At 59.2% G+C, this 24,320-nt stretch carries 24 protein-coding genes; 12 read left to right on the forward strand and 12 right to left on the reverse strand.

Going from position 1 to position 24,320, the window contains the following annotated elements:
- The first annotated feature begins 41 nt into the window (after positions 1 to 41).
- Complete coding sequence (locus K1X75_01930) at positions 42 to 704, forward strand: response regulator transcription factor (GenBank protein MBX7056796.1); 663 nt, start codon at positions 42 to 44, stop codon at positions 702 to 704.
- Between the two features lie 44 nt (positions 705 to 748).
- Here the strand turns inward: K1X75_01930 and polA are convergent, their stop codons facing one another.
- Positions 749 to 3,631: a DNA polymerase I gene (gene polA, locus K1X75_01935; GenBank protein MBX7056797.1), complete on the reverse strand. Its 2,883-nt coding sequence runs from the start codon at positions 3,629 to 3,631 to the stop codon at positions 749 to 751.
- A 188-nt stretch (positions 3,632 to 3,819) separates the two neighbouring features.
- On the opposite strand from polA, the gene K1X75_01940 reads away from it, so the two are divergent.
- The 3 genes from K1X75_01940 (at position 3,820) to K1X75_01950 (ending at position 6,222) form a co-directional block, all read left to right on the forward strand.
- Positions 3,820 to 4,146 carry an STAS domain-containing protein gene (locus K1X75_01940; protein ID MBX7056798.1) on the forward strand — a complete coding sequence of 109 codons (327 nt, stop codon included), beginning with the start codon at positions 3,820 to 3,822 and terminating at the stop codon, positions 4,144 to 4,146.
- On the forward strand, positions 4,143 to 4,943 hold the full coding sequence (locus tag K1X75_01945; protein ID MBX7056799.1) for an indole-3-glycerol phosphate synthase TrpC: 801 nt from the start codon (positions 4,143 to 4,145) through the stop codon (positions 4,941 to 4,943). Before K1X75_01940 ends, K1X75_01945 begins: the two co-directional genes overlap by 4 nt.
- Positions 4,944 to 5,076: 133 nt before the next feature.
- Positions 5,077 to 6,222 (forward strand): MBL fold metallo-hydrolase, encoded by a 1,146-nt coding sequence (locus tag K1X75_01950; GenBank protein ID MBX7056800.1) that lies wholly within the window; start codon positions 5,077 to 5,079, stop codon positions 6,220 to 6,222.
- Positions 6,223 to 6,258: 36 nt separating this feature from the next.
- On the opposite strand, the gene K1X75_01955 is transcribed toward K1X75_01950, so the two are convergent.
- From K1X75_01955 to K1X75_01970, 4 genes are read right to left on the reverse strand one after another with little or no spacing between them, the layout of a single operon-like run.
- Positions 6,259 to 8,532 (reverse strand): VacB/RNase II family 3'-5' exoribonuclease, encoded by a 2,274-nt coding sequence (locus K1X75_01955; protein ID MBX7056801.1) that lies wholly within the window; start codon positions 8,530 to 8,532, stop codon positions 6,259 to 6,261.
- Positions 8,529 to 9,218: a tRNA (adenosine(37)-N6)-threonylcarbamoyltransferase complex dimerization subunit type 1 TsaB gene (tsaB, locus tag K1X75_01960; GenBank protein ID MBX7056802.1), complete on the reverse strand. Its 690-nt coding sequence runs from the start codon at positions 9,216 to 9,218 to the stop codon at positions 8,529 to 8,531. Before tsaB ends, K1X75_01955 begins: the two co-directional genes overlap by 4 nt.
- Complete coding sequence (gene tsaE / locus K1X75_01965; protein ID MBX7056803.1) at positions 9,211 to 9,699, reverse strand: tRNA (adenosine(37)-N6)-threonylcarbamoyltransferase complex ATPase subunit type 1 TsaE; 489 nt, start codon at positions 9,697 to 9,699, stop codon at positions 9,211 to 9,213. The genes tsaB and tsaE overlap by 8 nt, the downstream gene beginning before the upstream one ends.
- On the reverse strand, positions 9,696 to 10,163 hold the full coding sequence (locus K1X75_01970; GenBank protein ID MBX7056804.1) for a hypothetical protein: 468 nt from the start codon (positions 10,161 to 10,163) through the stop codon (positions 9,696 to 9,698). Before K1X75_01970 ends, tsaE begins: the two co-directional genes overlap by 4 nt.
- A 61-nt stretch (positions 10,164 to 10,224) precedes the next feature.
- On the opposite strand from K1X75_01970, the gene K1X75_01975 reads away from it, so the two are divergent.
- From K1X75_01975 to K1X75_01990, 4 genes are all read left to right on the forward strand, one after another.
- Positions 10,225 to 10,713 (forward strand): MotA/TolQ/ExbB proton channel family protein, encoded by a 489-nt coding sequence (locus tag K1X75_01975; GenBank protein ID MBX7056805.1) that lies wholly within the window; start codon positions 10,225 to 10,227, stop codon positions 10,711 to 10,713.
- On the forward strand, positions 10,710 to 11,129 hold the full coding sequence (locus K1X75_01980) for a biopolymer transporter ExbD (protein MBX7056806.1): 420 nt from the start codon (positions 10,710 to 10,712) through the stop codon (positions 11,127 to 11,129). Before K1X75_01975 ends, K1X75_01980 begins: the two co-directional genes overlap by 4 nt.
- Before the next feature lie 87 nt (positions 11,130 to 11,216).
- Complete coding sequence (locus tag K1X75_01985; protein MBX7056807.1) at positions 11,217 to 12,335, forward strand: hypothetical protein; 1,119 nt, start codon at positions 11,217 to 11,219, stop codon at positions 12,333 to 12,335.
- Between the two features lies 1 nt (position 12,336).
- On the forward strand, positions 12,337 to 13,158 hold the full coding sequence (locus K1X75_01990) for an SH3 domain-containing protein (GenBank protein MBX7056808.1): 822 nt from the start codon (positions 12,337 to 12,339) through the stop codon (positions 13,156 to 13,158).
- A gap of 8 nt (positions 13,159 to 13,166) precedes the next feature.
- On the opposite strand, the gene K1X75_01995 is transcribed toward K1X75_01990, so the two are convergent.
- The gene (locus K1X75_01995) at positions 13,167 to 13,970 is read right to left on the reverse strand and encodes a hypothetical protein (GenBank protein ID MBX7056809.1); all 804 of its coding nucleotides are present in this window, start codon (positions 13,968 to 13,970) and stop codon (positions 13,167 to 13,169) included.
- Positions 13,971 to 13,975: 5 nt separating this feature from the next.
- A complete protein-coding gene (locus K1X75_02000; GenBank protein MBX7056810.1) occupies positions 13,976 to 15,262 on the reverse strand; it encodes an alpha/beta hydrolase in 1,287 nt (428 codons plus the stop codon).
- A 112-nt stretch (positions 15,263 to 15,374) separates the two neighbouring features.
- On the opposite strand from K1X75_02000, the gene K1X75_02005 reads away from it, so the two are divergent.
- From K1X75_02005 to K1X75_02020, 4 genes are read left to right on the forward strand one after another with little or no spacing between them, the layout of a single operon-like run.
- On the forward strand, positions 15,375 to 15,818 hold the full coding sequence (locus tag K1X75_02005) for a hypothetical protein (protein MBX7056811.1): 444 nt from the start codon (positions 15,375 to 15,377) through the stop codon (positions 15,816 to 15,818).
- A gap of 5 nt (positions 15,819 to 15,823) precedes the next feature.
- Positions 15,824 to 16,429, forward strand: coding sequence for a phosphoribosylglycinamide formyltransferase (gene purN / locus K1X75_02010; protein MBX7056812.1), 606 nt, complete (start codon positions 15,824 to 15,826; stop codon positions 16,427 to 16,429).
- Positions 16,426 to 18,024 (forward strand): bifunctional phosphoribosylaminoimidazolecarboxamide formyltransferase/IMP cyclohydrolase, encoded by a 1,599-nt coding sequence (gene purH / locus K1X75_02015; protein MBX7056813.1) that lies wholly within the window; start codon positions 16,426 to 16,428, stop codon positions 18,022 to 18,024. The genes purN and purH overlap by 4 nt, the downstream gene beginning before the upstream one ends.
- Positions 18,025 to 18,049: 25 nt before the next feature.
- Positions 18,050 to 18,472 carry a hypothetical protein gene (locus tag K1X75_02020; GenBank protein MBX7056814.1) on the forward strand — a complete coding sequence of 141 codons (423 nt, stop codon included), beginning with the start codon at positions 18,050 to 18,052 and terminating at the stop codon, positions 18,470 to 18,472.
- 15 nt (positions 18,473 to 18,487) lie between these two features.
- On the opposite strand, the gene K1X75_02025 is transcribed toward K1X75_02020, so the two are convergent.
- The 5 genes from K1X75_02025 to K1X75_02045 all read right to left on the reverse strand — a co-directional run bounded on the left by K1X75_02025 (position 18,488) and on the right by K1X75_02045 (position 24,317).
- Entirely contained in the window at positions 18,488 to 19,231 is a 744-nt protein-coding gene (locus tag K1X75_02025) for a slipin family protein (GenBank protein ID MBX7056815.1), read from the reverse strand.
- Positions 19,232 to 19,331: 100 nt separating this feature from the next.
- Complete coding sequence (locus tag K1X75_02030; GenBank protein MBX7056816.1) at positions 19,332 to 20,726, reverse strand: nodulation protein NfeD; 1,395 nt, start codon at positions 20,724 to 20,726, stop codon at positions 19,332 to 19,334.
- A gap of 36 nt (positions 20,727 to 20,762) precedes the next feature.
- Positions 20,763 to 21,533 carry a hypothetical protein gene (locus tag K1X75_02035; protein ID MBX7056817.1) on the reverse strand — a complete coding sequence of 257 codons (771 nt, stop codon included), beginning with the start codon at positions 21,531 to 21,533 and terminating at the stop codon, positions 20,763 to 20,765.
- 122 nt (positions 21,534 to 21,655) lie between these two features.
- Positions 21,656 to 23,047 carry an FAD-binding oxidoreductase gene (locus K1X75_02040; GenBank protein MBX7056818.1) on the reverse strand — a complete coding sequence of 464 codons (1,392 nt, stop codon included), beginning with the start codon at positions 23,045 to 23,047 and terminating at the stop codon, positions 21,656 to 21,658.
- Positions 23,037 to 24,317, reverse strand: a complete 1,281-nt coding sequence (locus K1X75_02045) for a DUF368 domain-containing protein (protein MBX7056819.1) — start codon at positions 24,315 to 24,317, stop codon at positions 23,037 to 23,039. Before K1X75_02045 ends, K1X75_02040 begins: the two co-directional genes overlap by 11 nt.
- Between the last annotated feature and the right edge of the window lie 3 nt (positions 24,318 to 24,320).

The raw sequence follows: 24,320 nt of genomic DNA on the forward strand, positions 1-24,320 counted from the left end.
CTCGGCGCGGACGCGCTGGCGAGCATGCGGGAGGCCAATCGATGAAGAAGGTGCGTCTTTTTCTGGTCGATGATCACGTCATCGTACGTGAGGGCCTGCGTCATATTCTAGGCCGGCAGAGTGATCTTGAAATTGTGGGCGAGGCTGGCGACGGACAAAGCGCCTGCGAACAGATTCAGGAAATCAAGCCTGACCTGGTTATCATGGACATCTCCATGCCGCGGATGAGCGGGCTGGAAGCGGCCCGTCGGTTGCGGCGACAGAACCGGCAGCTCAAGATCATCATGCTGACGCGGCACGACAGCAACGAATTCATCGATCAGCTGCGCAGCCAGCATATCGAGGGCTACGTACTCAAAGACGACGCAGGCGATGATCTATTGCAGGCCATTCAAGCAATTCGACAGGGCGGGACCTATCTCAGTCCGCGCGTAGCCGGCCGCCTTACCGAACGTTCGAGTCCTTCGCTCGAAGCCAGCAATCGTAGCGGCTCGCTGGCGCTGCTTACGGATCGCGAGTGCGAGGTTCTGAAGTTGATCGCTCAGGGAAAAAGCAACGAGGAAGCGGCCCGGGCATTGCAGATTTCACCGCGTACCGCAAAAGTCCACCGCGCCAACATTATGAAGAAGCTGGATTTTCACAAGGCTGCGGACCTGGTTAAGTTTGCAGTCAAAGCGGGAATGGTAGAAACAGGCGCTCGCTGATTGGCCGGCGCCGCGCCTGCCGCGGCCGCTGCCAGCTTTGCAATTCAGTGCGCCTCGTCCCAGTTATCGCCAAATTTCCAATCCACGCGCAGCGGAGTCCGCAGCTCAGCGGCGCGCTCCATTCGCTGCAGGGCGATGTCACGGATCATCTCGGCTTCATCCGGTGTAACATCGAAAAGCAGCTCATCGTGCACCTGCAATATCATCCGGCTTTGCACGCCGGCTTTGCGCATATCCTCATGAATCTGCAGCATCGCCATCTTGATGATATCGGCGCTGGCGCCTTGAATGGGCGTGTTGATTGCGGTGCGAGCCGCCCCTTCGCGGCGAAATCGATTGGAGGATTGGATCTCTGGAATCTGTCGAATGCGACCGGAAAGGGTCTGGACATAGCCATGTTTTTCGGCAAAGGCCACTGTCTCGTCCATGTAGCGCCGCACGCCCGGGTACTGCTCAAAGAAGCGATCGATGTAGCCGCGCGCCTCCTCCCGGGCAACTCCCAGATTTCGCGAAAGGCCAAATTCGGTGACGCCGTAGATGATGGAGAAATTGACGGCCTTGGCCCGGGCGCGCATATCTGCGGTCACATCCCTTTCCGCGACATCAAAAAGCGACGCGGCGGTGCGCGCATGAACATCCAGGTCTTTCTTGGTGAATGCTTCAATCAGCGACGGATCTTCGGAATAATGCGCCATGATGCGCAATTCGATCTGACTGTAGTCCAGGCTCAGCAATCGATTGCCGCGCGCGGGGACAAATCCGCGACGTATGGCGCGACCGGCCTCCTCGCGAATCGGGATGTTTTGTAGATTCGGATCTACAGAAGACAGACGTCCGGTGGCGGCGATTGTCTGGTTGAAGCTGGTATGGATGCGTCCAGTCTGCGGATGAATTTGCTCTGGCAAAGCTTCAATATAGGTGCCCAGCAGCTTTGCCAGTTTACGACGGTCGAGGATCCAGTCGACCATCGGATGAACGCCGCTCAGCTCCTCCAGGACGCTCTGGTCGGTTGAGAAGCCCGTTTTCGTCTTTTTGCCATGCGGCAGCTTGAGATCTTCAAACAGCAGCTTCTGCAATTCGCGAGTTGAATTCAGGTTCAGTTGGTAGCCAGCTTCTTTGAAGATGCGCTTTTCCAGAGCGGCGATCTCCCTGTGGTACTCTTTGGCCAATTGCGCAAAGTACTGCGGATCGATGGCTACGCCGGTCATTTCCATGGAGGCCAGCACAGGAATCAGCGGCGTCTCGATCTGTTCATTGACGGGCCGTAAGCCTTTGCTGTCAATCTGCGGGGCCAGGCAATGATGCAGGCGCAGAGTGATGTCCGCATCCTCGCAAGCATAGTCCGCCACCTTCTCTGGCGGCGCCTGATCCAATGTGATCTTGTTGCGGCCGCTTCCGGCGATGTCTTCGTACTTGATCGTGTTGTATGCCAGTTGATCAAGCGCAAGATCGTCCATATTGTTGCGGCGAACATTTGGATTAAGCAAATAGGAAGCGATCATAGTATCAAAGGAGATGCCCGGGATGGTAAATCCATGACGCTTCAAAACAATATAGTCGTACTTTATATTCTGTCCGACGATGCGCAAGCCCGGCGCGCTCAGCAGGCGGCCGAGGTCCTTCCAGAGGTCTTCGGGTTTCAAACCCTGGCTGGCAAAGGGCGTCCCGGCGGGCGGGGCGTTGATGTACCAAGCCTGGCCAGGGAGCGCAGACAGAGAAATGCCGACCAGCCGGGCGCGCATCGGATCGGCGCTATCGGTCTCGGTGTCAATGGCCAGAATTCCGCTTTGCTCGATTGCGGTCTGTAGCTCGGTCAGACAGCGCTGCCACTGTGCGCTATCACTGACTAGCTGGTAGCGAAGGGCGCCTGCCGCATGGGCGCTGGCAAAATCGGAGAAAGAATCAAGCGCTGCCGGGGCGCCGGCCAAATCCTCAGTCGCCGCGACCTCTGCTGCTGGAGGCGGATCAAAGAGGCCGCCTTCTGCGTCGGGCTTTTTCTTGCTCTTTCTGGGCCGCGCGCCGGCTGCTGCAGGGGCGCCGGTTGTCGGCGCAGCAGCAGCATTTGCGCTGGCCGCGCGCCGATCAGCGGCTTTGCGCAATTCAAGATAGATTGCGTTGTAGCCCTCCTGGCGAAAGAGCTGGATGCGCTCCGCCGCCGTGATGTCCGGGGTCGCCAGCTTTGCTTCATCCAGTTCATCAATCTGGGCAATGCTTGTGCGGATCGTCGCCAGGTCGCGCGACAGAAACGCCAGGTCGCGCGCCTCGCTCAACTTCTGTTGCAGGGACTTGCTTTCGACCTCCGTCACATGCTCGTAGACTTCTTCGAGAGTCGGATAGGCCTGTAATAGTTTTGCCGCCGTCTTGGCGCCGACGCCCTTGACGCCTGGAATATTATCCGAGGCGTCGCCCACCAGCCCCATGTAATCCGGAATCTGAGCGACACTGACGCCAATTTCCTGCTGCACCCATTGCGGAGTTATTTCTGTAAATTCCGTTACGCCCTTTGCGCCGCGCAACATGGTGACGTTGTCGTTGAGTAATTGATAGCAATCCTTGTCCCCGGTAATCAAGAGCACCCGGCGTTTCTTACCAAAGCGATGAGCAAGTGCGCCAATCAAATCGTCCGCTTCATAGCCGCTTTGCTGCAAATTGACAAAGCCGGCGCGCTGGCACAATTCCTTGATTTCGTCGATTTGCGGACGCAGATCGTCCGGCATCGGCTTACGCGTGGCTTTGTATTCTGAGTAGAGATCGTCGCGCAAGGTCTTGCCCGGCGCGTCCCAGACTACGGCGCAATGTTCCGGTTGATAGTCCAGCAGCAGTTTCACAAACATCCGCAAGAAGCCGAAGATCGCATGCACCGGCTGTCCGGTGCCCGGGTGTGTGAGATTTTGACCCTGCAATGCGTAGTAAGCGCGGTAGGCCATGGCGTGCGCATCAATGATGAGAAGTCCGGCGGAGCGACTGACGGAGGACACAAGCGAAAGATGCGACGCTCCTGGCCTGGGTCAATGCATTCGCAAAAAGGGGACCATCAAGGCCCCTTTTTCTTGACATGCCGCCAGCCCGCGGGGCCCACTGAACCGCCGTTCCATTGGCGTCGGGGGCCAGAACCTTGTTGAATTCAAAGAAAGTCGGCGAGAAGCTCGTAGTCTATCTGGAGGGTCGACTGGACGTCTCCGTGGCCAACGAAGTCGAGAAGGAGCTGGGCAAATTGATTGATGCCGGCGCGCAGCACCTTATCTTGAACATGGAAAAGGTGGAGTATATGAGCAGCTCTGGTTTTCGGGCCTGCATTGCCACCTTGCGTAAACTCAACTCGCGCGAGGGCAGCCTCAAGCTTTGTTGCATTCGCCCCTCGGTGAAACGTATTTTTGATGTCATCGAACTAACCTCGCTTTTCGAGATCTTTGAATCGGAGGCAGAGGCGCTCAACGCGTGAGCGCTTCTGCGCTTTCCGGCGCCAGTCTTCTGCAGCGGATTGTTGCCGCAAAACGCAGCGAACTTCAAGCGCTACGGTCTTCGGGAACGCTGGCGGCCAGTCCGCGTCCTCACCTTGGTCAAACGTACTTCGAGTCCGCTTTGCGACGCCCCGCCGGCGCAGCGCTGCGCGTCATCGCCGAATGCAAGAAGGCCAGCCCCTCGATGGGCCTGATTCGTCCGGACTATGATCCAGCGGCCGCGGCTCAGGAGTACCGGCGCTGCGGCGCCAGCGCACTGTCCGTGCTAACCGACCGCGAGTTTTTCCAGGGCGACCTGCAACATCTTGCCGCGGCCGCGGAGGCTGGCCTGCCGCTGCTGCGCAAAGACTTTATCATTGCGGAGGAACAAATCCTTGAGGCGCGATTGGCCGGCGCCGACGCAGTGTTGCTGATAGTGCGCATTCTGAACGAGGAGAGTCTTGGCCGATTGCTGGCCGCCGCTGCGGCGCAAGACCTTGCGGCTCTGGTTGAAGTGCACAACGAAAGCGAGGCGGCGCTTGCCGCCGAGGCCGGCGCGCGCTTGATTGGCATCAACCATCGCGATCTGGATACGCTGCAAATGGATTTGAGTTTGAGCGCGCGCATCGCGCCAGCGCTGCGCAGACTGCGCCCGGACGCAATTTTGATAGCCGAGTCCGGGGTAGAGGACCGCAAGGGGTTGGCCGCTGTGCAGGAATGCGCCGATGCCGTCTTGATAGGCACGGCCTTCATGAAAAGCCGCAGCATCAGCGCCGCCTGGCAGGAACTCTTTGCCTGAGCCGCGCGGTCCTGCCAGCCAGTTGCCGGCGCTTTCAACTGCATTGATTTTTCAAGAAGGCCATTGGAAAGTCGACCGCCAGCGACTGGCGGCCGCGTTATAGAAAGGCGATGCAGAAGAGGTCACAAGTTTTATGACTCGCAGCTTTGGCAAGAGGGCGACCGGTCTACGCCTGGAACGTATGCGCGCCTCGAAGCTCTGGCGGGACGGCGGTTTTCGCAATATCCATCCGCAGCTGCCGGGTTTGCGCCGCGGCGAGGAGCGTCCTGGCATTGGCGACTTTCTGTGGGGCGGTCAGTGGCGCACTCCTGGCGCTCCGCTGCCGATGGAAGATCCGCGAGAGCCGTGGACGAAAAAGCCGCAAAGCGGGCTGCGCCTGACCTGGCTCGGTCATTCAACTGTATACATTGAAATAGACGGTGTGCGTTTGATCACCGATCCGGTCTTTGGCCACCGCGCCTCGCCCTTTGCCCTGGTTGGTCCCTTGCGCTTTCATCGCCCGCCGGTCGCGCTGCGACAGACGCCGGAAGTCGATGCGGTGTTGATCTCTCACGATCACTACGATCACCTCGACTACCCGACCATTCTGCAACTGGCGCGCGGCAAGTCGCCCTTTATCACGGCGTTGGGAGTGGGCGCCCATCTGGAAGCCTGGGGCGTGCCGCCCGAGCGCATCATCGAACTCGACTGGTGGGAAAGCGCGACCGTAGCGGGCAGCGACATTCAGGTTACCGCGACCCCGGCGCAGCATTTTTCGGGACGCGGTCCAGGTTTGAGTAATTCTACTTTGTGGTCGTCTTTCGCAGTTCGCGGCCCGAAAAATTCCGTTTTCTTCAGCGGCGATACAGGTCTGAGCACTCAGTATACACAGATCAAGGAACGACTGGGCGTCTTCGATGTTGCGATGCTGGAAGTCGGCGCCTACCATCCTTCCTGGGGCAACATCCATCTAGGTCCTGAAAATGCGCTGCGCGCCTTCGGTCTGCTGGGTGCGCGACGCTTCATGCCAGTCCACTGGAGCACTTTCAACCTGGCAATGCACAGCTGGGACGATCCGGCGGAGACGGTCTTCCAGCAGGCGCCTGCGCTTGGCGTTGAGTTGTTTCTGCCCTTGCTGGGCCAGGCGCAGGAGCCATTGCGCGCTGAGGCGCCGCAAGCCTGGTGGCGTTCGGTAGTGGCCGCAGAGCGCCGCCAGGGCGACGGACGCAGCAGGCCGCCGGTCACAGAGGGAGAACAGCAGCGAGCCATTCAAACCGTGCCGCAGTGGCCTCTGGACTGAGGTCCGTTGCGGAGCGCCACTCGCTGATGCTGCCCGCTATTTTCCCTTTGCACTGGCAAGGAGCGGTCGGCAATAGATGCGCATCTCCTCAAAGTCCAGTCGCTCCAGGGCCAGGTCCCATTCTTCGCCAAGCAGCGCCGGGCGGCCCAGGCGTTTGACATAGACCGAGAAACGGTCGGGCAAGGGCAGTTCGCGTTCATTGGTTAGATGCTGCGCTTCAACAACTGCTTCCGCCGGCGCATCGCTGATTTCCAGGAAGACTCGATCGGGCTTAAAGCCGGTGATAACGCCGCGAAATGAGCGTAAGTCGCGCTGTTCAAGATAGCGCATTACTTTAAGTTTAAATAGATCCCGCTCCGCATCCATTGCGTTGCGTTCTTGCTCGCTGCAATGGTAGCCCAGCTCCTCGACCTCTTCCGGCAAATAGGCCGGCTTTTTGCGCGCGAGCAGGGCCTCCAGCGAACGGTGTACGACAAGGTCTGGATAGCGTCGGATCGGCGAGGTAAAGTGACAGTAGTCGCGGAAGCCCAGGCCCCAGTGTCCGAGGGCCTGCGGGCGATAAGAGGCCTGCATGAAGGAGCGCAGCAGCGTCATGTGAAACACGCGTTCCAGCTTCTCTCCGCCCAGGTGTTTGCGCACGGCTTCAATAGCCTTCTGAATGCGTTTGCTGCTGCTGTCCTTGATTGTGAAGGGGACATTGTAGGATTCGAAAAATGCGTTCAGGTTGAGCACCTTTGCCTCGTCCATAGGCTCGTGAACGCGAAATAGCGTAGGCGATTTTTTGCGGCGCAGCGCTTCGGCGACGGCGATATTGGCGGAGAGCATGCACTCTTCAATCAGCATGCTGGATTTCAGCCGCGCTCGCTGGTCAATGGCTTCGATGCGATCGTCCGCGCCAATGCGCACTTTCGATTCCGGGACATCGAGGTCGATGCGACCGGCGGCCATGCGCTGGCGTCGCTGTAACAGCGCCAGATTCCAGAGTTGCGTGAGGGTCGACGGTTCTCCGGGAGCGCTGCCATCGGATGCCAGATCGCTGTCGCCGCGTTTGCCGCGGGGCATCTCGCCGCGCGCTTCCTGGTCGATTTCCGTTTCGGCGATGTCGTAGGTCAGTCTTCGATTAACGTGGATCACTGACTTGTAGAACTCGGCCTTGCGAATGGCGCCGGTTCCTGGATCGATATGCATCTCTGCAGTAAACGCCAGGCGATCCTTACCCGCTACCAGCGAGCAGAGATTCTCGGAAAGGACCGGCGGCAGCATCGGCGCCACCCGGTTGGCCAGGTAGCAGGAGGTCGCCCGACGCGCGGCCTCGCGATCCAGGGCCCCGCCCTTCTTTACATAATGGCTTACGTCGGCAATATGCACAAAGAGTTTCCACAGACCGCTGCGGTTACGCTGCAGCGAAAGGGCGTCGTCGAAGTCTTTGGAATCAGCGCCATCGATGGTGATGGTGTAGAGCTGGCGCAGATCGGCGCGTTTTTTCCAATCGTGTACGCGATCCGGCGTCGGTTGATCCAATTCGCCGGGCAGCTCAATCTCGTCGGGATAGACGGGATCGATGTCATATTTCATCAGGATGCGAGCATAGTCGGCATCCATGTCGTTGGCATTTTCAAAGCGCTGGAAGATGGCCTCTTGAAAGTGCGCGCCCTGGTAGCGCACCTGTCGACCGCTGAGCTTCACAATTACGACCTGATCGGTCTTCAGCCGCGCCAGGGTATCTGCTGGCAAGCGGCGCACATCGGCGCAGGCGGCAATCTTGCCGGGCGCATCGAGCACTACGCCTGGGGCCAGACCATTGCGCGGAGGTCCCTCCAGTCGCAACCGGTAGAGCTGCCGCGCGCGTTGCAGAACCTCCGACACCACGCCTTCGAAACGATCCCGGCTGCGATCGGTCAGGCGCAACAGCACATCATCGCCGGGCAAAGCGCCGCGTTGGTCCTGGGGGGCGACAAAGACTTCGCGCGCCGTCGGAGAGGCGCCGCGCAAGGCCACGAAGGCCATGCCGCGCGGACTCAAGGAGATTTTTCCGCGAAAGAGGAAGGGTTTGCGGGCCACTACGCCGCTGCCGCTCAAATGGACGACGCCAAGCTCGACCAGCGCCGCAAGCGCCGCCTCCAGATCGGCGCGCTGCCAGCGCCGACTGTCCGCATCGCGATCCTTGCGCTGGAGCTTGCCTTTGCCTCCAGACTTGTGCGAGCGAGGCCGCGCATCGTCGCCCTGCAGGTGTTTGAAAAGGTCGGCAAGTTTGATAGTCTCGCCGGCGCGGCGCTCTAGAAAACGCAACAATCTTGCAATGATACTCATAGTTGGTTGATTCCCTGAGGGTAGCGCGCGTGCGCTGGATCGAGTCGCAGGTATTCTGGCAGCGCCAGCGACCAGTGTCGCGCCGCGTCTTTGCCGCCCAATTCAATTGCCAGGCGAAAAAGGTCTGCCAGCCGCGGTTCGGGCATGGCTTCTAGCCGTTGTTGCAGATCGGGGCGCGATTCCAGCAGCGGACGCACTGCGCCCAGATCATCCGTGTACAGGCGACAGGCGGCGTCGACCTGTTCCAGCCAGAGCAGCGGGGGCGCGTCTACCGTCGGCGGCGGCGTCAACCACTCGATTGTGTCGGCGGCTGTTGCGTAGACGCGACCCTGGCGCGCATCCAGCAGAATTGCAGCGTTGCCGTGATCATTCTGCAGCATGGCAGAATAGAGATAATAGTGCAGGCTGTTGATCGTAAGTACTGGCGCCTCCCATACCTGGGCGAGGGTGCGCGCGGCGCTCAGGGTCACGCGAATGCCAGTAAAGGAGCCCGGGCCTCGGCCGCATAGAATCCAATCCGGACGTCGTACATTGTGACTGCTCAATAATTGTTGAAGACTCGGTATCAAGCGCTGAAAGGATTCGCGCGGGGCCAGCTCGCTATGGACGCCGATGGCCTTCCCAGCAAAGATGCCACACTGCAAGAAGCGACCGCAAGCGTCCAATGTCAGGCAGAGATCAGACAAAATGTCCCTCAAGCGATGGCGGCGCATCAAAGATGCTCAAGCGGCGCTCCTCCTCGAGGACGCCCGTTTGTATATTGATCCATAGCATTCCGGAACCGCCCTGCCAAACCCGGCCGGCGCGCTCTGGCCATTCTACACAGTGCCATTCATTTGAACTGTTGCGATTTTGCCAGCGTTCCAAAAAGTCCAGTTGTTCCAGCTCTGCCGGCGAGCCCAGTCGATATAGATCATAGTGGAAAAGCCGAAGGCCGGCGGCGTCATAGACATTCAGGAGATTGAAGCTGGGGCTGTTTACATTGTCCTGGATGCCTAACAGAGCAGCCAGCTGGCGTATGATTGTGGTCTTACCGGCCCCCAGCTGGCCGGAGAAAAGCAGCAAGCGCGACTGGCGTTCTTGAGCGCTTTGCAGTATCCATCGTGCAGCTTCCTGCGCCTGATCCGCCGAGCGTATGTGAAGCGCGCTTTGCGCTGGATGGCTCATTCGTCGGGCGATCCATGGCCTGGTCGACGTCGGCGGCGACCGCCTCGTCTGCGCCGCGGCCCTCGCGCCTCTTCTTCATAGCGGCCTTTCCGTGAATCCCGCGCTTCGGCATCAGCGCGTCGCTTCCCGCTTTGCTCTTCCTCGAATTCCGCATCCATGATCCGCGTCGACTGCGGCGCGCGCGACTGCGCACTGCGTGAAGGCTGACGCCAGCGCTTGCGCTCCGCCCGCCACGGATCTGCACTCAGCGAACCGCCGGCTACAGCATTGGCGCCGGCATAAGCAAGCATTACAATCGCAGTGAAGATTCCGACCGCAGCGGAGAGACTGTTGCCATCTATGCCTTCGGGCGCCGCAAGGATTCCCGGGCGCCAGGTCTCAAGGGCATAGTAGGCCATTGCATAAAAGGCAATGGAAAAGACTACAAAGGCTACGCTGTGCAACGCTCGTTTACGGAGGCTCAAGACCTTGCTCTGGAAACGGAAAAGGATTTGCTCGGGCGCTGGTCCGCGCAGTGCTGGAGCCGTGGCTCCCTGGTTCAACTACCTGCTTGCCGGCGGACCGGCGATGCTGGCTCTGGCGCTCGTTTCCGTGGTCATACTGGCGCTTGCAATCTATTGCGCAACGCGTTTCCGCCAAATTGAGGCGGCCAGCGTGCAGATGCGTCAGCGTATTCAGGAACGAATTCGCCAGGGGGAGGCCAGCCACCGCCTGGGCGCCTTCTGGCTGGAAAGCCTCAGTCTGCGATCGGCAGTGATGTGGTTGCTCTACCTGGCGCATATCGCCACCTTGCTTGGTCTGCTGGGAACTGTGCTGGGCGTGCAGGAGGCCTTTGGTCGCGTGGCGCAGTCGCAACAATCCATTCTTGCGGAGGTGGCCGGCGGCATCCATCAGGCAGTCAGTACAACGATTGCCGGTCTGTGCCTGGCCATCCCCGCCCTGGTCCTGCACTATGCATTTCGTGATCGCTACCGTCGCCTGGAGTTGCTGTTCAGCGCCGGAGAAAAAGGTTGAGCGACGGATTTGAAACCGACAGTCCGCTGGACGCCCTTTCGATGGATGAGGATGCGCCGTCTCTGCCTCTGATATCGCTGCTTGATATCGTCTTCATTCTGGTGCTCTTCTTGATTGTCGCCGTCAACTCGGCAACGCTGCTGGCCCCGACCGAGCTTCCGGCGCTTGGCGGCAGAGGCGCTGGCGCCGACCTTCAGCTGAGCCTCGGTCTCAATGGCGAGCTGCAGTGGGCGGGCCGCTCCCTGACTCTGGGGCAATTGCGACTCAGGGCGGCGGAGTTACATGGCCGACGGATTCAATTGCAGGCGCATCGTCGCGCGCCGCTGGAGCGCTTTTTGCAGCTCTCGGCTTTGCTGAAGGAACTTGGCGTCGCCGAGCTGCAGGTGCAGTCCTCGGGCCAGGCCGAAAAAGAATGAAATTGAGTTGCCCTCTGGCTGTTATTACTATAGAAACTCTCTCGTCCTATGTTGAGCAGGCTGTCTGTAAAGTGCAGGTTTAGTGTTATGAAGCTAAGGTTACTGGTTTCGCTCCTCTTTGCGAGCGCTCTTGCGTTTCTTCCCCTTCAGTCGCTGTCGGCCCAGATTGCCTGTAACGGATCGGTGTGCTCCTCTCTGCCTGTTTCGCAAGCTCAGTATGATCAGCTATATCGAGACTTCTACGATCAGTACGTAAAAGACTTTTTTGACCGCATGGCCTACGCGGCAGTGCTGGGCAACCTTGCCTCGCCCTATATTGGCACCGTGAATCTCTATGGCTGGACTGCCGGGGCCAATGTCGGCGCTGGCTATCGTAAGCTGGAAGAGAAGACCGTATCCTCGCCCGGCGTTGGCCAGCTGGAGGATATCCCCAGCGCTGGCGCTTCTGTAAACTCTCGCGTCTTCTTTGGCATCAACCTTGGCGCCTTGACCGGCAACCCCTACGATCCTTTTAACGAAAATCGCGAATCCTCTCCGGGCTTCTTTTCGCTTTCACGTTTCGATGTCTACGTGAGCGGCATCCGCCATTCGGAATCCTTTGAAGACCAGAACGGACTGCGGGGCGATCTCAATGTGCGCATGGAAAACCGCGGCGCAGAACTGCGCTACCATCTGGCGGAGGCCAGCGACATTGCCATGGGACCAATCCTGCGCTTCCGCGGCATATCTGTGGGCATCGGCTACTATGCTTCTGACATTCGGCTGCGCTACGCGACCACGACCCCCGAGTCCACCACCCTGCGTCTGGAGGGCGGAACAGCCTTGACCTGGGCGGCAGACGATCTGGCTGAAATCAAGACCAGCGTTCAATCTGTTCCAATTGATATACGCACTGGCGTTCAGTTGCTCTATATATTCAATGTTACTTTTGGATTTGGACTGTCACGCAACACTGGCAATCTGGATGCGCTCTTGCTGCGCGGCGGCGCTTTTGCCCTGGAGCCCAACCCGGCAATCCCATCCTCGCTCAGCGGACAGTCGGCAAACTTGACTATGACCGTACAGCGTTACGCTTCGGTTCCGCGTGACGTCTACTTCATTCGCACTGGCGTCGAATTGAACCTCGGGCCGGTGAAGGTCGGCGTGGAAGCCCTTGGCACCCGCGAGGACTACGCTGCCAGCGCCAACCTGCGTCTGGAATTGTAAAATGTGGCGCGCCCCGGCGCGATGCTGCGTATTCGCATTTGTTCTGGCAATGCCAGGCGGCTGCGTTGTCATTCAAGAATGGAATCGCAGCCTCTTTGGCGATACACTGTATGTTACGGCCGCTGTGCTTCACATCCGCGCAGCGCCATCTACCGCAGCGCCCATCATCAATGCACTCCCCTATGGAACCCCGCTTCGGGCCGCGAGCGTGACAGGCGAAGAGCTGATCTCTGGCCGACGCGGTCAATGGTATTCAATTTCCGCGAATGCCTTTGTATTTGGGGGCTACTTGAGCCCTGTCGAACCGCCGCACAGTGACCGCCTTGGTTTGCGTTTGCTGGCACGTCATGCGAATGTCATTTGCGACTCTGACATCTCCTCCTTCTATGAGACAAAGTATTTCCTGAGCAGCGGCGAACTGCGACTGTCAGCCAGTGCTGATCACGGGTGCACCTCACCTCATTCAGAGTCTATCGCAGGTCGGGGAAGCTATCGTGCATTTGAAAACGGTCTGGAAATTTTGATTCACAGCAAACGGACACAATTCGGAGAGAATGAATGTGGAGATCCCGGTACTCCGCCGCCAAGGGATGAAATTGTTGATCGTAAGCTCAGACTGCATTGGCATAGCAGTATCAGCGCATTTATCGAGGAAGATATCTTTGCGGAATTTAGCGCCCGCAGCGATTATCGTTACTCGAAAATAGCCTGTGCGTTTGTCCCGCTTGCCTTGAGTGAACAGATCGCCGTGCAGAGTATTTGCACGGCCGAGGCCGACTCAACTACCTCGTACGAAGTGATCGGCGCCTATTGTCCCCAGTAAGCCCTAGCTCACGGCCGCTGTGCTTCAATCAGGGGCGCAATACGCCGAGCAACCACGCGATAGCCCTCGGCATTGAAATGGACCAGGTCAAAAGCCGGTCCAAGTGGAATCCGAAACTCGTCGCGCAGGCCGGGTCGATCGCTGCGCGAAAGTTCAGGCCATAGATCAACAAAGCTCAGGTCCGTTTCTTGCCCCAGTGCGGAACGAAGCCGCTGGTTATAGAAAGGCGTAATGGTATTGGGACGTTCCGCCACCGTCGGCGGAATGGAGAGCAGCGCAATACGCACGCCGGGCGACTGCTGGCGCAGGTGTTGAACGATGGCCAGCGTGTTTTGCATCGTCAGTTCCAGGCAACGGCCCATAATCAGGTCATTGCCGCCAATCGAAATAACTACCAGCTTTGGCCGCAGCGGGACGATGTCGGTATCGAGCCGCTGTAAGAGCATCGCCGTGGTATCCCCCGGAATGCCGCGATTGGCAACATCGATGCCGGGCAGGTAGGCGGCGCTCAGCGTCGGCGTAAAGAGCGCGGCAATCGAATCGCCGGCTATGACCACGCGCGCCCCGCCGACGCCGCGCTGCTGTGTATCCCGTGCAAAGGGCAGCTGAAAGTTGGCGATGCGCAGACCGCGGATGCGCTCATCGGATTCCGCTTCCAGCTGCGTTTTACATTCGAAGTCGGAGGCAAAGTAATTTGCGCCCATCGAAGAGCGCCCGAAGTAAGCGTTGACGCTCTTGCAAGAAGAGAAGGCGAGCAGGCCAGTGATGCCAAGAGCGAGCGCGACGCTGTAGCTTCCCAGATACCTTTTCATCTTGCTCAAGCCTGGATCACGCCGGAGGGGCGGTTGCTGTCGCGATAGTCGCGAAATTTCCGAGCGCGCCTGGGGCCCTTCTTCTTGCGACGAAAGACGCGCTTGATCCAGCCGCGCCGCCGCCGCTCGATCCCATATTGCTCCAGCCAGTCCAGAACCAGCGGGAAGACATCCTCTGGAGCGCGTTCGCCAAGCACCAATCCGGTGTGGCAATAGTCCACAGGCAGGCCCTGCTCATGACCAAGTTCTATGTACTTCTTAATTTTCGATCCGGCGCGTTCGTAAGCAAAGCGAACGCTCTCGGGGATAGCCACATGATCTCTGGCGCCGGATAGAAAGAGGGTGGGCGTCTCGATATTGCGCAGGCCCTCGCGATAGTTGAAACTTCCATCGACGCTGAGCTCCTTGCCGCTGCGCATCCAGTTGATGAACTGATTGGCCAGGCCATAGGAGATATTTTCCACGCCGTTCTTCATCATCTTGCGAATGGTCGTAGTGGAAACGTTGTCCTTGCTGAAGATCATCTCTTCGATCGGCGTTGTAAAGCGGCCGGTCAGGGGCGAAACAATCTGAGCGCCAAACCGAAAGTCGATCAACTCATTGACCCACGGGAAGCGAGTTACTGCGCCCCATAGCGAGCGGCGCGTATGATCAATGCGGCCAGGGCTGCCGATGGCTACGAAGCTGGCCACATCCTCATGTCCGGCCAGCTTGCGTCCCTGCAAACCGTACATGACCATCCCGCCCATGCTGTGTCCCACCCAGTTCACCCTGGGGGCGCCGGTCAGGCGACGAACGGTGGCGATGATGGAAGGAAGATCGTGTTGTACAATGTCATCGAAGTTGAAATCACGATAGCGGGTGCGGCCCTGATGGTAAGAGCGGCCGACGCCGCGCAGCGACACGACAAAGACCGGGAAGCCCTGACGCTTCAGGTAGTAGGCCAGGCTGTGCGCACGATCGAGATCAACGCTGAATTTGTTGGCGGCGATGCCATGACTCAGGATCACCGGATATGCGCCTGGCCTTGGATGCGAGGGGCGATGGAAATGCAGCGGCAGATTCCAGCCATCCTCGGTATGCGCGTAGAAAACCTGATCGGCGATATCGTCTGCGCCGTAGACCCGCTCCCAGATCCAGAGGAAGATTGGATAGAGCAAGGTCATCAGGACCAGGGCGACAGCGATAATTACTGCGGCGCTGCCCATGGCCAGGGCCAGCAGGGCGATGGCCAGAATCGAGGTTACAATGTAGACCGGGCTCTTGCGGTATTTTTGCGGTCCAAGAATCAAAACACCGACATTCGCCCTTCTGCAATCGCTCAGGTCAAGCCGGATGATGACGGCCTCGCCTTCAGGTCTAGCTGCTTGACGCCCGCGGCTGCCACGCAAGCCTCGCAGATTCATGGAAGCCGAGGCCGCTTACCGTATTTTCCACGGCGTATTTTTTCAGGTCTTCGTTCCGGCCGACTGGGAGCAGGAGATCATTGAGAACATTCCATGCTTTTTTGATCCCGATGGCGCCGGCGCTTTGCAGCTGGCGGCCACCCGTCGCGATGCCGAAGAGGCCTTCGACCCGGCCGAAGAACTGCGCTATTATCTGGAAAAGAATGGCGTGGAGTATGCCGAGGATCGCGTCGCCCTCTACCACACCCCACAGGGAGCGCTGGCCGCCGCTTGCGAATACCGCCGCGACGGCCGCTTCTGGATGGTGCAAATGATCGCCGAAGGTCGACGCATGATAGTCGCCCTCTACAATGCCGATGCGACGCCGGACGAAGAACTGGCTCGCGAACTCTCCGTGATTCTCTCATCGATACGCTTCAGCGAAGAGGCCGCCCGTCGGTGAGCAAGCTGGCCGCAGTGGCTCTGGTCTCCGGGCGCGGCAGCAATCTCGCGGCGCTGCTGGAGGCGATACGCAGCGGCCGCCTGGCCGGGCTGCAGATCGTCGCCGTAATAGCCGACAGGCCGCAAACCGGCGCCGAAGCGCTGGCCCGCCACGCCGGCATCGATGTGCAGGTTGTTGATTTCAGGGGCTTTGCCTCGCGCAGCGATTTTGATCGCGAACTTCTGTCGGCGGTTGAAAGCCGACGGCCCGCGCTGCTTCTGGCCCTGGGATTCATGCGAATCTTTTCCGCCGAGCTGGTGGAGCGCTACAAACATCGACTGATCAACATTCACCCATCCTTGCTTCCGGCCTTTCCTGGCATGCATGGACAACGGCAGGCCTTTGAATATGGCGTGAAGCTGGCCGGATGTACCGTGCATTTTGTCGATCAGGGACTGGACTCCGGTCCGATCATCCTGCAAGCAGCCGTGCCGGTAAACGAAACCGACGACGAAGCTGCTCTGGCGGCGCGCATACTCACTGAGGAACATCGAATACTAACGGAGGCCGTTGATCTGTTTGTGCGCGGCAAACTGCGCATTGAAGGTCGACGGGTTAGAATACTGGAATGAGCGAAATCAAACGAGCCTTGCTGTCTGTGTCCGACAAGAGCGGACTGATTGAACTGGCGCAGTATTTGTCCGGCCGCGGGGTGCAACTGATCTCCACCGGCGGTACGCTCAAGGCCTTGCAGTCGGCGGGAATCGCTGCGCAGGCCATTGAGGATTACACAGGATTTCCAGAGATCATGGATGGCCGGGTCAAGACTCTCCATCCGCGCATCCATGGCGGTCTGCTGGGATTGCTGGATCAAGACTCGCATCGCAAGGCAATGAGCGATCACAACATTGAGAGCATCGACCTGCTGGTAGTCAATCTCTACCCCTTTGCGCAGACCATAGTGCGATCTGATGCAAGCTTTGAAGATGCAATCGAGAATATCGATATTGGCGGCCCGGCGATGCTGCGCGCCGCCGCCAAGAATTACGGCTTTACAACCGTGGTCTGCGACCCGGCGGACTATGCGGCTCTGCGTCAGGCGATTGAGGGCGATGCTTTGCATCAAGAGTATCGTCTGGCGCTGGCGCGCAAGGTATTCAATCATACCGCCGCCTACGATGCGATGATTGCCGAGTACCTGAACCAGAAGGCGGGCGAGACTTTTCCAGAACGAACGACCATTACCCTGCAAAGAAACATGTCGCTGCGCTACGGCGAGAATCCGCACCAGCAGGCGGCGCTCTATCGGCCGGCGATCGAAGCGGCGCGTGAGGCGGCCGGCGGCCGCGCTGGCATCGAGCAGTTGCAGGGCAAGGAGCTATCCTACAACAACATGCTGGATTTCAATGCCGCCTTGCGCACTTCGCTGGAATTACCGGCGGCTGGCGCCGTCATCGTCAAACACCTCAATCCTTGTGGCGCGTCCGTGGTGGAAAGCGCGGCAGCTTATGGCAGTCGGCTACAACCTGGCGAATTGCAGGCCGCCTTTTTGCGCGCGCGCGCCTGCGATCCGATCAGCGCCTTTGGCGGCATCATTGCTCTGGGCGCCGTGTGCGATGCGGCTACGGCTGCCTCGATCAATGAGAACTTTGCGGAAGTAATCGTGGCCCCGGATTTTGAAGATGAGGCCCTGAAACTATTTTCCGAAAAGAAAAATCTGCGCCTGCTGCGCGTCGCGGCGCCCGAGCGCTATCGTGCGCCCTCCATGGAAGCGCGCTGGATTGCCGGCGGCGTCCTCTTGCAGGAGCGAGACGCATCGCTGGTGATGCGTCAGGATTGGAAACTGGTAGCGGGGGCCGGCCTCGACCAGGGCCTTGCTCGCGCCCTGGATTTTGCCTGGCGAGTCGTCAAACACGTCAAATCCAATGCCATCGTATTTGCCAGCGAACTTGCCACTCTTGGCGTGGGCGCCGGACAGATGAGTCGGGTAGATTCAGTGCAAATTGCGGCCAGCAAGGCGGCGCGCGCTGGACTGAGTCTGCAGGGTTCGGTCGCTGCATCGGACGCCTTTTTTCCCTTCCGCGATGGCCTGGATGTGCTGGCCGACGCTGGCGCGCGGGCTGTGATTCAACCGGGCGGTTCGGTGCGTGACGATGAAGTTATTGCCGCTGCCAACGAGCGCGGCGTAACCATGGTTTTTACGGGGATGCGTCACTTCCTGCATTGAGCAGGGGCGTCTGCAATTTGAAAAAATGCCGCAAGCTGTTGCCAGAGGGAAATGGTTGCTGGTCCTGGCAACGCTGGCGTCTGGCTGGCATGTGGCCTGTGTCAGTTACGTAGATATTGCCGCAGGGCAGCGCGGCAGCCTGGAGGCGCCAATCCAGTGCGATTCGCCCGAGGGGCAGCGTCGCTATCTGCGTCGCCTGCTCAAGAGCGACGGCGATCGAGCGGAATTTGAATACAGGGGCGCTGTCATCGGACCCGAGCACGCAATCCTGGACCGCTTTGTGGTAGAAAATCCGGCGCTTGATGAACGCGGGCCTCTGGAACTATTCCTGGACCTGTTTCGCAACGAGCCATACTATGCACCGGCCTATCGCCTGCATATGAGCATCTACGGCGCTCCCTGTGAGGACGGTCCGCCGCCTGGCTTTAGCTTTGGCGGCGGCGGCTGAGCATTTTCGGTTCTTTTAGCGCTTCATTTCCAGGAATGGGCGTAACAGCTCAATTGGCAGCGGAAAGATCGTCGTAGAATTTTTGTCCGCTGCGATTTCGGTGAGCGTTTGCAAGAAGCGCAGCTGGATGGCAACCGGGTGGGCGCCAATGACCGCCGCCGCCTCGCCCAGTTTTTGCGAGGCCTGAAACTCCCCTTCGGCAGCAATGATCTTGGCGCGACGTTCGCGTTCCGCTTCCGCCTGACGGGCCATCGCGCGTTGCATTTCGGCGGGCAGGTCGATGTGCTTCACTTCGACCATCGAAACCTTGATGCCCCAGGCATCCGTGTGCTTATCGATGACCTTCTGCAGCTCGGCGTTGATCTTTTCGCGTTCCGAAAGAATCTCATCCAGTTCCGATTCGCCCATGATGGAACGCAAGGTAGTCTGTGAAAGCAGGGAGGTAGCGAAAAAGTAATCTTCAACATCGATGATCGCTTTTTCCGGATCCATCACACGGAAGTAGACCACGGCATTGACCTTGATCGAGACGTTGTCTCTGGTGATCACATCCTGCGGCGGAACATCCATGGTAACGGTGCGCATGCCAACCTTTACCATCTTGTCGATGAAGGGGATCAGCAAGATCAATCCCGGCCCCTTGACTTTCGAGAAGCGACCAAGGCGAAAAACAACGGCGCGCTCATATTCGCGAAGGACCTTGATGGACGAGGCTAGAAAAAACAGGGCCAGCGGAATCGCTATGTATATCGGGGTCATGGGTCAGTCTCCTGCGCCTGATTGTCGCTGCGCCCGATGTGGACGCTGCGCGAAGCGGCATCGCTGCGACAGTGATTGCCAGGCCCTGTATCGACCAGCACTATTCCTGGCGCACCGTAAGGCAAAGGCCATTGCGCGCCACGACGCTTACTTTTGCGCCGCGCGGAATTGGCCCGCCTTCGCTGCGCGCCTGCCACAATTCGCTATGAATGAAGACCTGTCCGCTGCTGGCGTTTATTTCCGTGCTTGCCTCGCCGCTCTCGCGAATCAGCTGCTCCGAGCCAGAAACTCGCGGCGCACGCTGCGCCCTTGCCGCAAGGTAGGCGATCGCGGCCATGCCGGCGGCGCCCATAATGGCGATGGTCAGAATGGCGCTCTGGCCTGCGCCCAGGAATTCATCGCCGCTGCGAAATAGCATCAGCGCGCCCAGCGATATGCTGATCAGTCCGGCAACCGAAAGCAATCCGTAGGAAACGATCTTGATTTCCAGAATGAAAAAGAGGATGCCCAGAGCTATCAAGGCGAGGCCGCTGTAGTCCACGGGCAGCGTCTGCAGGGCGTAAAGTCCGACAACCAGGCAGAGCGCGCCCAGAGCGCCTGGAAAGATGGCGCCGGGCGAGTAGTAGACTTCGGCCATCAATCCCAGCATGCCAAGCATCATCAGTATCATGGCAACTTGCGGATGACTGAGAATGGAGAGGATGCGATTGCGAAAGTCCGCCGATATTTCGCGAATTTCTGCGCCTTGCAGGCGAAGGTCCTCGTAGCCCGCGGCCATGCGCACTCGCCGGCCCTCAATCCTTTGCAATAGCTGCGCTTCGTTCTCGGCGATCAGATCAATAGCGCCGATCGCTGCGGCCTCCTCGGTGGTCAGGTTATCGGCGTGCGTGATGCTGCGCTCCGCAAAGCGCTGGTTTCGACCATAGTACTGCGCCAGGCTTCGAATCTGGGCCTGGGCGTGGTGTAAGATCTTGCGCTTCATATTCAGCTCATCATTGGCCCCGGCGGTTTCGGGAATGCGATCCTCGCCGGCCTCCGGTTGCTGCTCGCCGCCAAATCCGCCGCCTCCCGTGCTGACGGGCGTAGCGGATCCGATGTTGGTTCCAGGGGCCATAGCCGATACCTGGGAAGCGTACATCAGGAATACGCCGGCCGATCCGCAGCTGGCGCCAGGCGGCGCCACGTAGCTGATCACCGGAACCTTAGAACTCATGATGGCGCGCACCATTTCGTCCATGGAACTGACCAGGCCGCCGGGCGTATCCAGGCGGAGGATCAGCGCCAGCGCGCCATCCTCTTCGGCGCGCTGCAGCGCGTATTGCAGCGTTTCTGCCGCCGCCGGCGTGATCGGTCCGCTGAGCTGCAGGCGATAGGCAAAGGGCGCAGCATCCGGCGCCGCAAGGGCCGGCGATTTCGATCCAAACACAGTGAGCGCCAGAAGCGCGCCAATGGCCAGATGTCTGGCGCTTCTTGATCGTAGCCGGTGCAAACTCATGGCGAGAGCCTGCCTTCGACGTTCGGATCTGGCCAGCTAAAAAAAGGAACGACTGGCGTAGATATGACGCAGTCGCTCGCGCTCATGCTCGCCGCCCATGCTCTGCAGCTCGCCCTCAAAATGGCGGCGCTTTGGCGTGTAGGATTCGTTCAGAGGGACTTCCAGGCGGGCGGCCGTCTCATTGAATTCATTGGAATACAGCGTGAGCAGGTGTTTGTCAATCCCGCTGTTATCCAGCATGATCCCGACCATAGTCAGGCCCAGTCCCTGGCCTTCGGTTTCGTCGCCGTATTCCGTGTAAAAGTCCAACAGGCTGGAAAATGACCGCGCCTTTTCAAACTTTTCGCGGATGCGACTTTCTTCGAAGGGCAGCAGCGTGAATCGATTCTTAACCTTGATGTGCATGACCTCGGGCTTGTAGTAGAAAGTGGCGATCACTGGAAAGTTAAGCTCGCGAAAGAGCGGAACGAACTCCAGGATCTTTTCTTCGACCAGATTGGTGCGGTAGTGGCGCATGGCCTCTTCATATTCGGCAGGGCTCTGCGGCAGTCGGCCCAGCTTGTGAAACATGGCGCGCTTCAAATTGGCTTTGGTGGCGTTGATCACCAGCTCTTTGGCTGCGGTGTAGACCATATCGAGCAGCTCGATACGGCCGGCGGACTTCAAAATTTCTTCGGCGATGGCGTGCAGCAGGAACTCGCCGTACTCGGAAAGGTAGTACGTCTTCAGAGAAATGATCCGTCGCTGTTCCACGGCCCTCAGGATGATGTTCCGGGCCTGGCTTTTTTTTGCTTCGCTGACCGCCATAGGACTCCCGCGATAGGGCGGACGGCGGCCAATACGGGCAAGCTCCTTTTTTGGCCGCAACCCGCAGCCTGCGACCGGAGGGCGTCGGCCGCGAATCGAACTCTGGAAAATTCGGCGCTGGTTCAATCGGGCAGCATTTTGCCAGGATTCATGATCCCATCCGGATCCAGCGCGCCTTTGATCGTTTTCATCAAGGCGATTTCTGGCGAGCTGCGATTCAGACTTAGCCACTCCCGTTTCAGAATGCCGATGCCATGCTCAGCGCTGATGCTGCCGCCCAATTCGGCGGTCATGGTGAAAATCGTCGCATCCAGCTCTGCCAGTAGCGTCCGCCAGCCGGCAGCTGAAATTCCCTCTTCTTGCACCAGGTTGAGATGAATATTGCCGTCGCCGGCGTGTCCAAAGAAGACTGGCCGCACCGCTTTCGCTGCCAGCAAAGCGTGGCAGCGCGCTACAAAATCGGGCAAGGCGGCAATGGGCACGGAGAGGTCGTATTTGTGCAGCGGCGGCCCCATGGAGAGACACTCGCTGATTGATTCACGATACTTCCAGAGCGTTTGCCGGCCGGCGCTGGAGCTGGCAATCTGGACATCTTCGGCAAGTTCGGCCTCAAGACATTCAGCCAGAAGCGTTTCCTCCGTCTCGCGCTCAGCGTCCCATTCCAGCAGTGCATAGCAGGGATAGTCGCCGCCAAAGGGGGCCGGAAGTTGCAGGTGTCGGCGAACGACAGCCAGGGCTTCGCGATCAAAGATCTCAAAAGCCAGCAGGCGAGCGCCGCGGCTGCGCAGCCGGGCCAGCAAGTCCAGCGATTGGCGCAAATCACGATGCGCTGCCATTGCCGTGCGCAGCATCGTTGGCTGCGCCGCGAGGCGAATCGTGGCTTCCAGAATAATACCCAGTACTCCTTCGCTGCCGATCCACAGATGCTTGAGATCAAACCCGGTGTTGTTTTTGAGAATGGCGCCAGGAAAATGAAGTATATCGCCGGCGCCGCTCACGGCGCGCAAGCCAAGGACATAGTCGCGCAGCATCCCGTAGCCGATCACGCGAATGCCGCCGGCATTGGCGGCCAGATTCCCGCCCAGCATCGAAGCCCCTGCCGCCGCCAGATCGAGCGGGAAAAGCAGTCCGCGTTCGCTGCAGGCCTGCTGTAGCGTCGCGGTAATACAACCGGCTTGAGCGCGAACGGCTGGCAGATAGGGATCAAAATCGAGAATCCGATCCATGCGATGCAGCGAGAGCACCAGCTCGCCATTCTGGGCGACGGCGCCGCCAGCCAATCCGGTGCGACCGCCGGAGGGAACGATTGGCATCCGGTACTGGCGACAGAGCCGAACGATTGCAACGATTTGGTCTTCGTTTTCTGGAAAGACGACGCCGCCAGGCCGAAGCTCCAGACAGCGCGTTCGATCCGAGGCCCAGGCCCGTAGATCGTCCTCGGCATCTTCGCCGGCCGCCAGAAGATGAGCGCGGCCAACAATTTCGCTGAGGCCGCGCAACAATTCAAGGTTCATGGATTGGAGCGTCAGGATCGTGCAGCCTGGTCGAAGCGCGCTCCAGTAGAAAAACCAGAACGGCGCCGCCGACGGCGCAGCCGATGCCAGCCACAACGTAAAAGAAGAGTCCGTCGCCCTCCGGCAGGGCCGAACCGGGCCAGATGGCGCGCAGGCTGCCAATCATCAGACCGGTTAGCGCCGCCATCGTTGGCGAGTGCCAGCGCGCCAGCAGCCACTTCAGCAATCGTACAAAGGTCAGAATTCCAGTCAAGATTCCGGCCACAAAAACGATGACCAGCGTCGCTGCCTGGCCGCCGCTGGCCGCCGCTGCGGACCAGCCCTGCGCCAGAAGCACGGGCAGGGCGCCGCTCAAATCGCGCAGCGCTTCCAGCGTCAGCTGATACTGGCCCATGACCACCAGCATATAAGCCCCGGAAATGCCGGGCAGGATCATTGCACAGATGGCGATGGCCCCGCTGAAGAAAACAAAAAGCGGGTTGGTATTGCCGCGCACCGCAAAGCGCCCGCTGATCTCCAGTTCGCTGTCGCGACGATGAGAAGATTGGATGGAAGCCAGAAGCGTGCTATCGGAATGGAGCGCGACCTGAGCTTCGGCGCCGGAAGCGGAGAGCGGATCTACACGCACTACAAACTCTTCGACGCCGCCGCTGGCCTGCAAGCGAGCGCGCCAGTCCTCGGCCCTGGTTCCCAGCGGCAGGCGCAGCGACCATTCGCCCTTCTGATTGGTAAGCGTCTGCGCAGTCTGGCCGCTTTGACTCTGCAGGGTCAGTCGACCATCGGAAACCCTTGATACGCCGGTGAGTACAAAGGCGGCCGCTGCAAACAGGGCAATCAAGACGTACTCCAGCGCGCGGTGACGCATCATTCGATAGGGTACAGAGATAGAAAAAAGGATCAGTCCAAACATGAAAGAGAAGGAATAGAAGGCATAGCGCTCCAGCATAAATGGGATCACGCGGACCATAACGAGCATAGCGGCGACGATGCCGCCCAGCAGCGGCAAGAGGAAGTTCCAGGGAATCTCGCGAAGGCCATCAAAAACGATCTTACGGCGCGTTGGCCTGAATATCGCCAACGGCGCCTCGATGGCAAGGAGCGCCTGGCGCAAACCGACGGAACTGATTGCCTGGATCAGGTGGTCGTAGATGCCGCTGATCAGGGCAATGGTGCCCCCGCTTACGCCAGGTATGATGTCCGCTGTTCCCATCGCCAGACCCTTGCTGGCCAGAATCAATTTTGCGCGAGTGCTGCGGTAGGCCTGTTCCATCGC

It is taken from the genome of Leptospirales bacterium (assembly GCA_019694655.1).
Lineage (GTDB): Bacteria > Spirochaetota > Leptospiria > Leptospirales > Leptonemataceae > SSF53.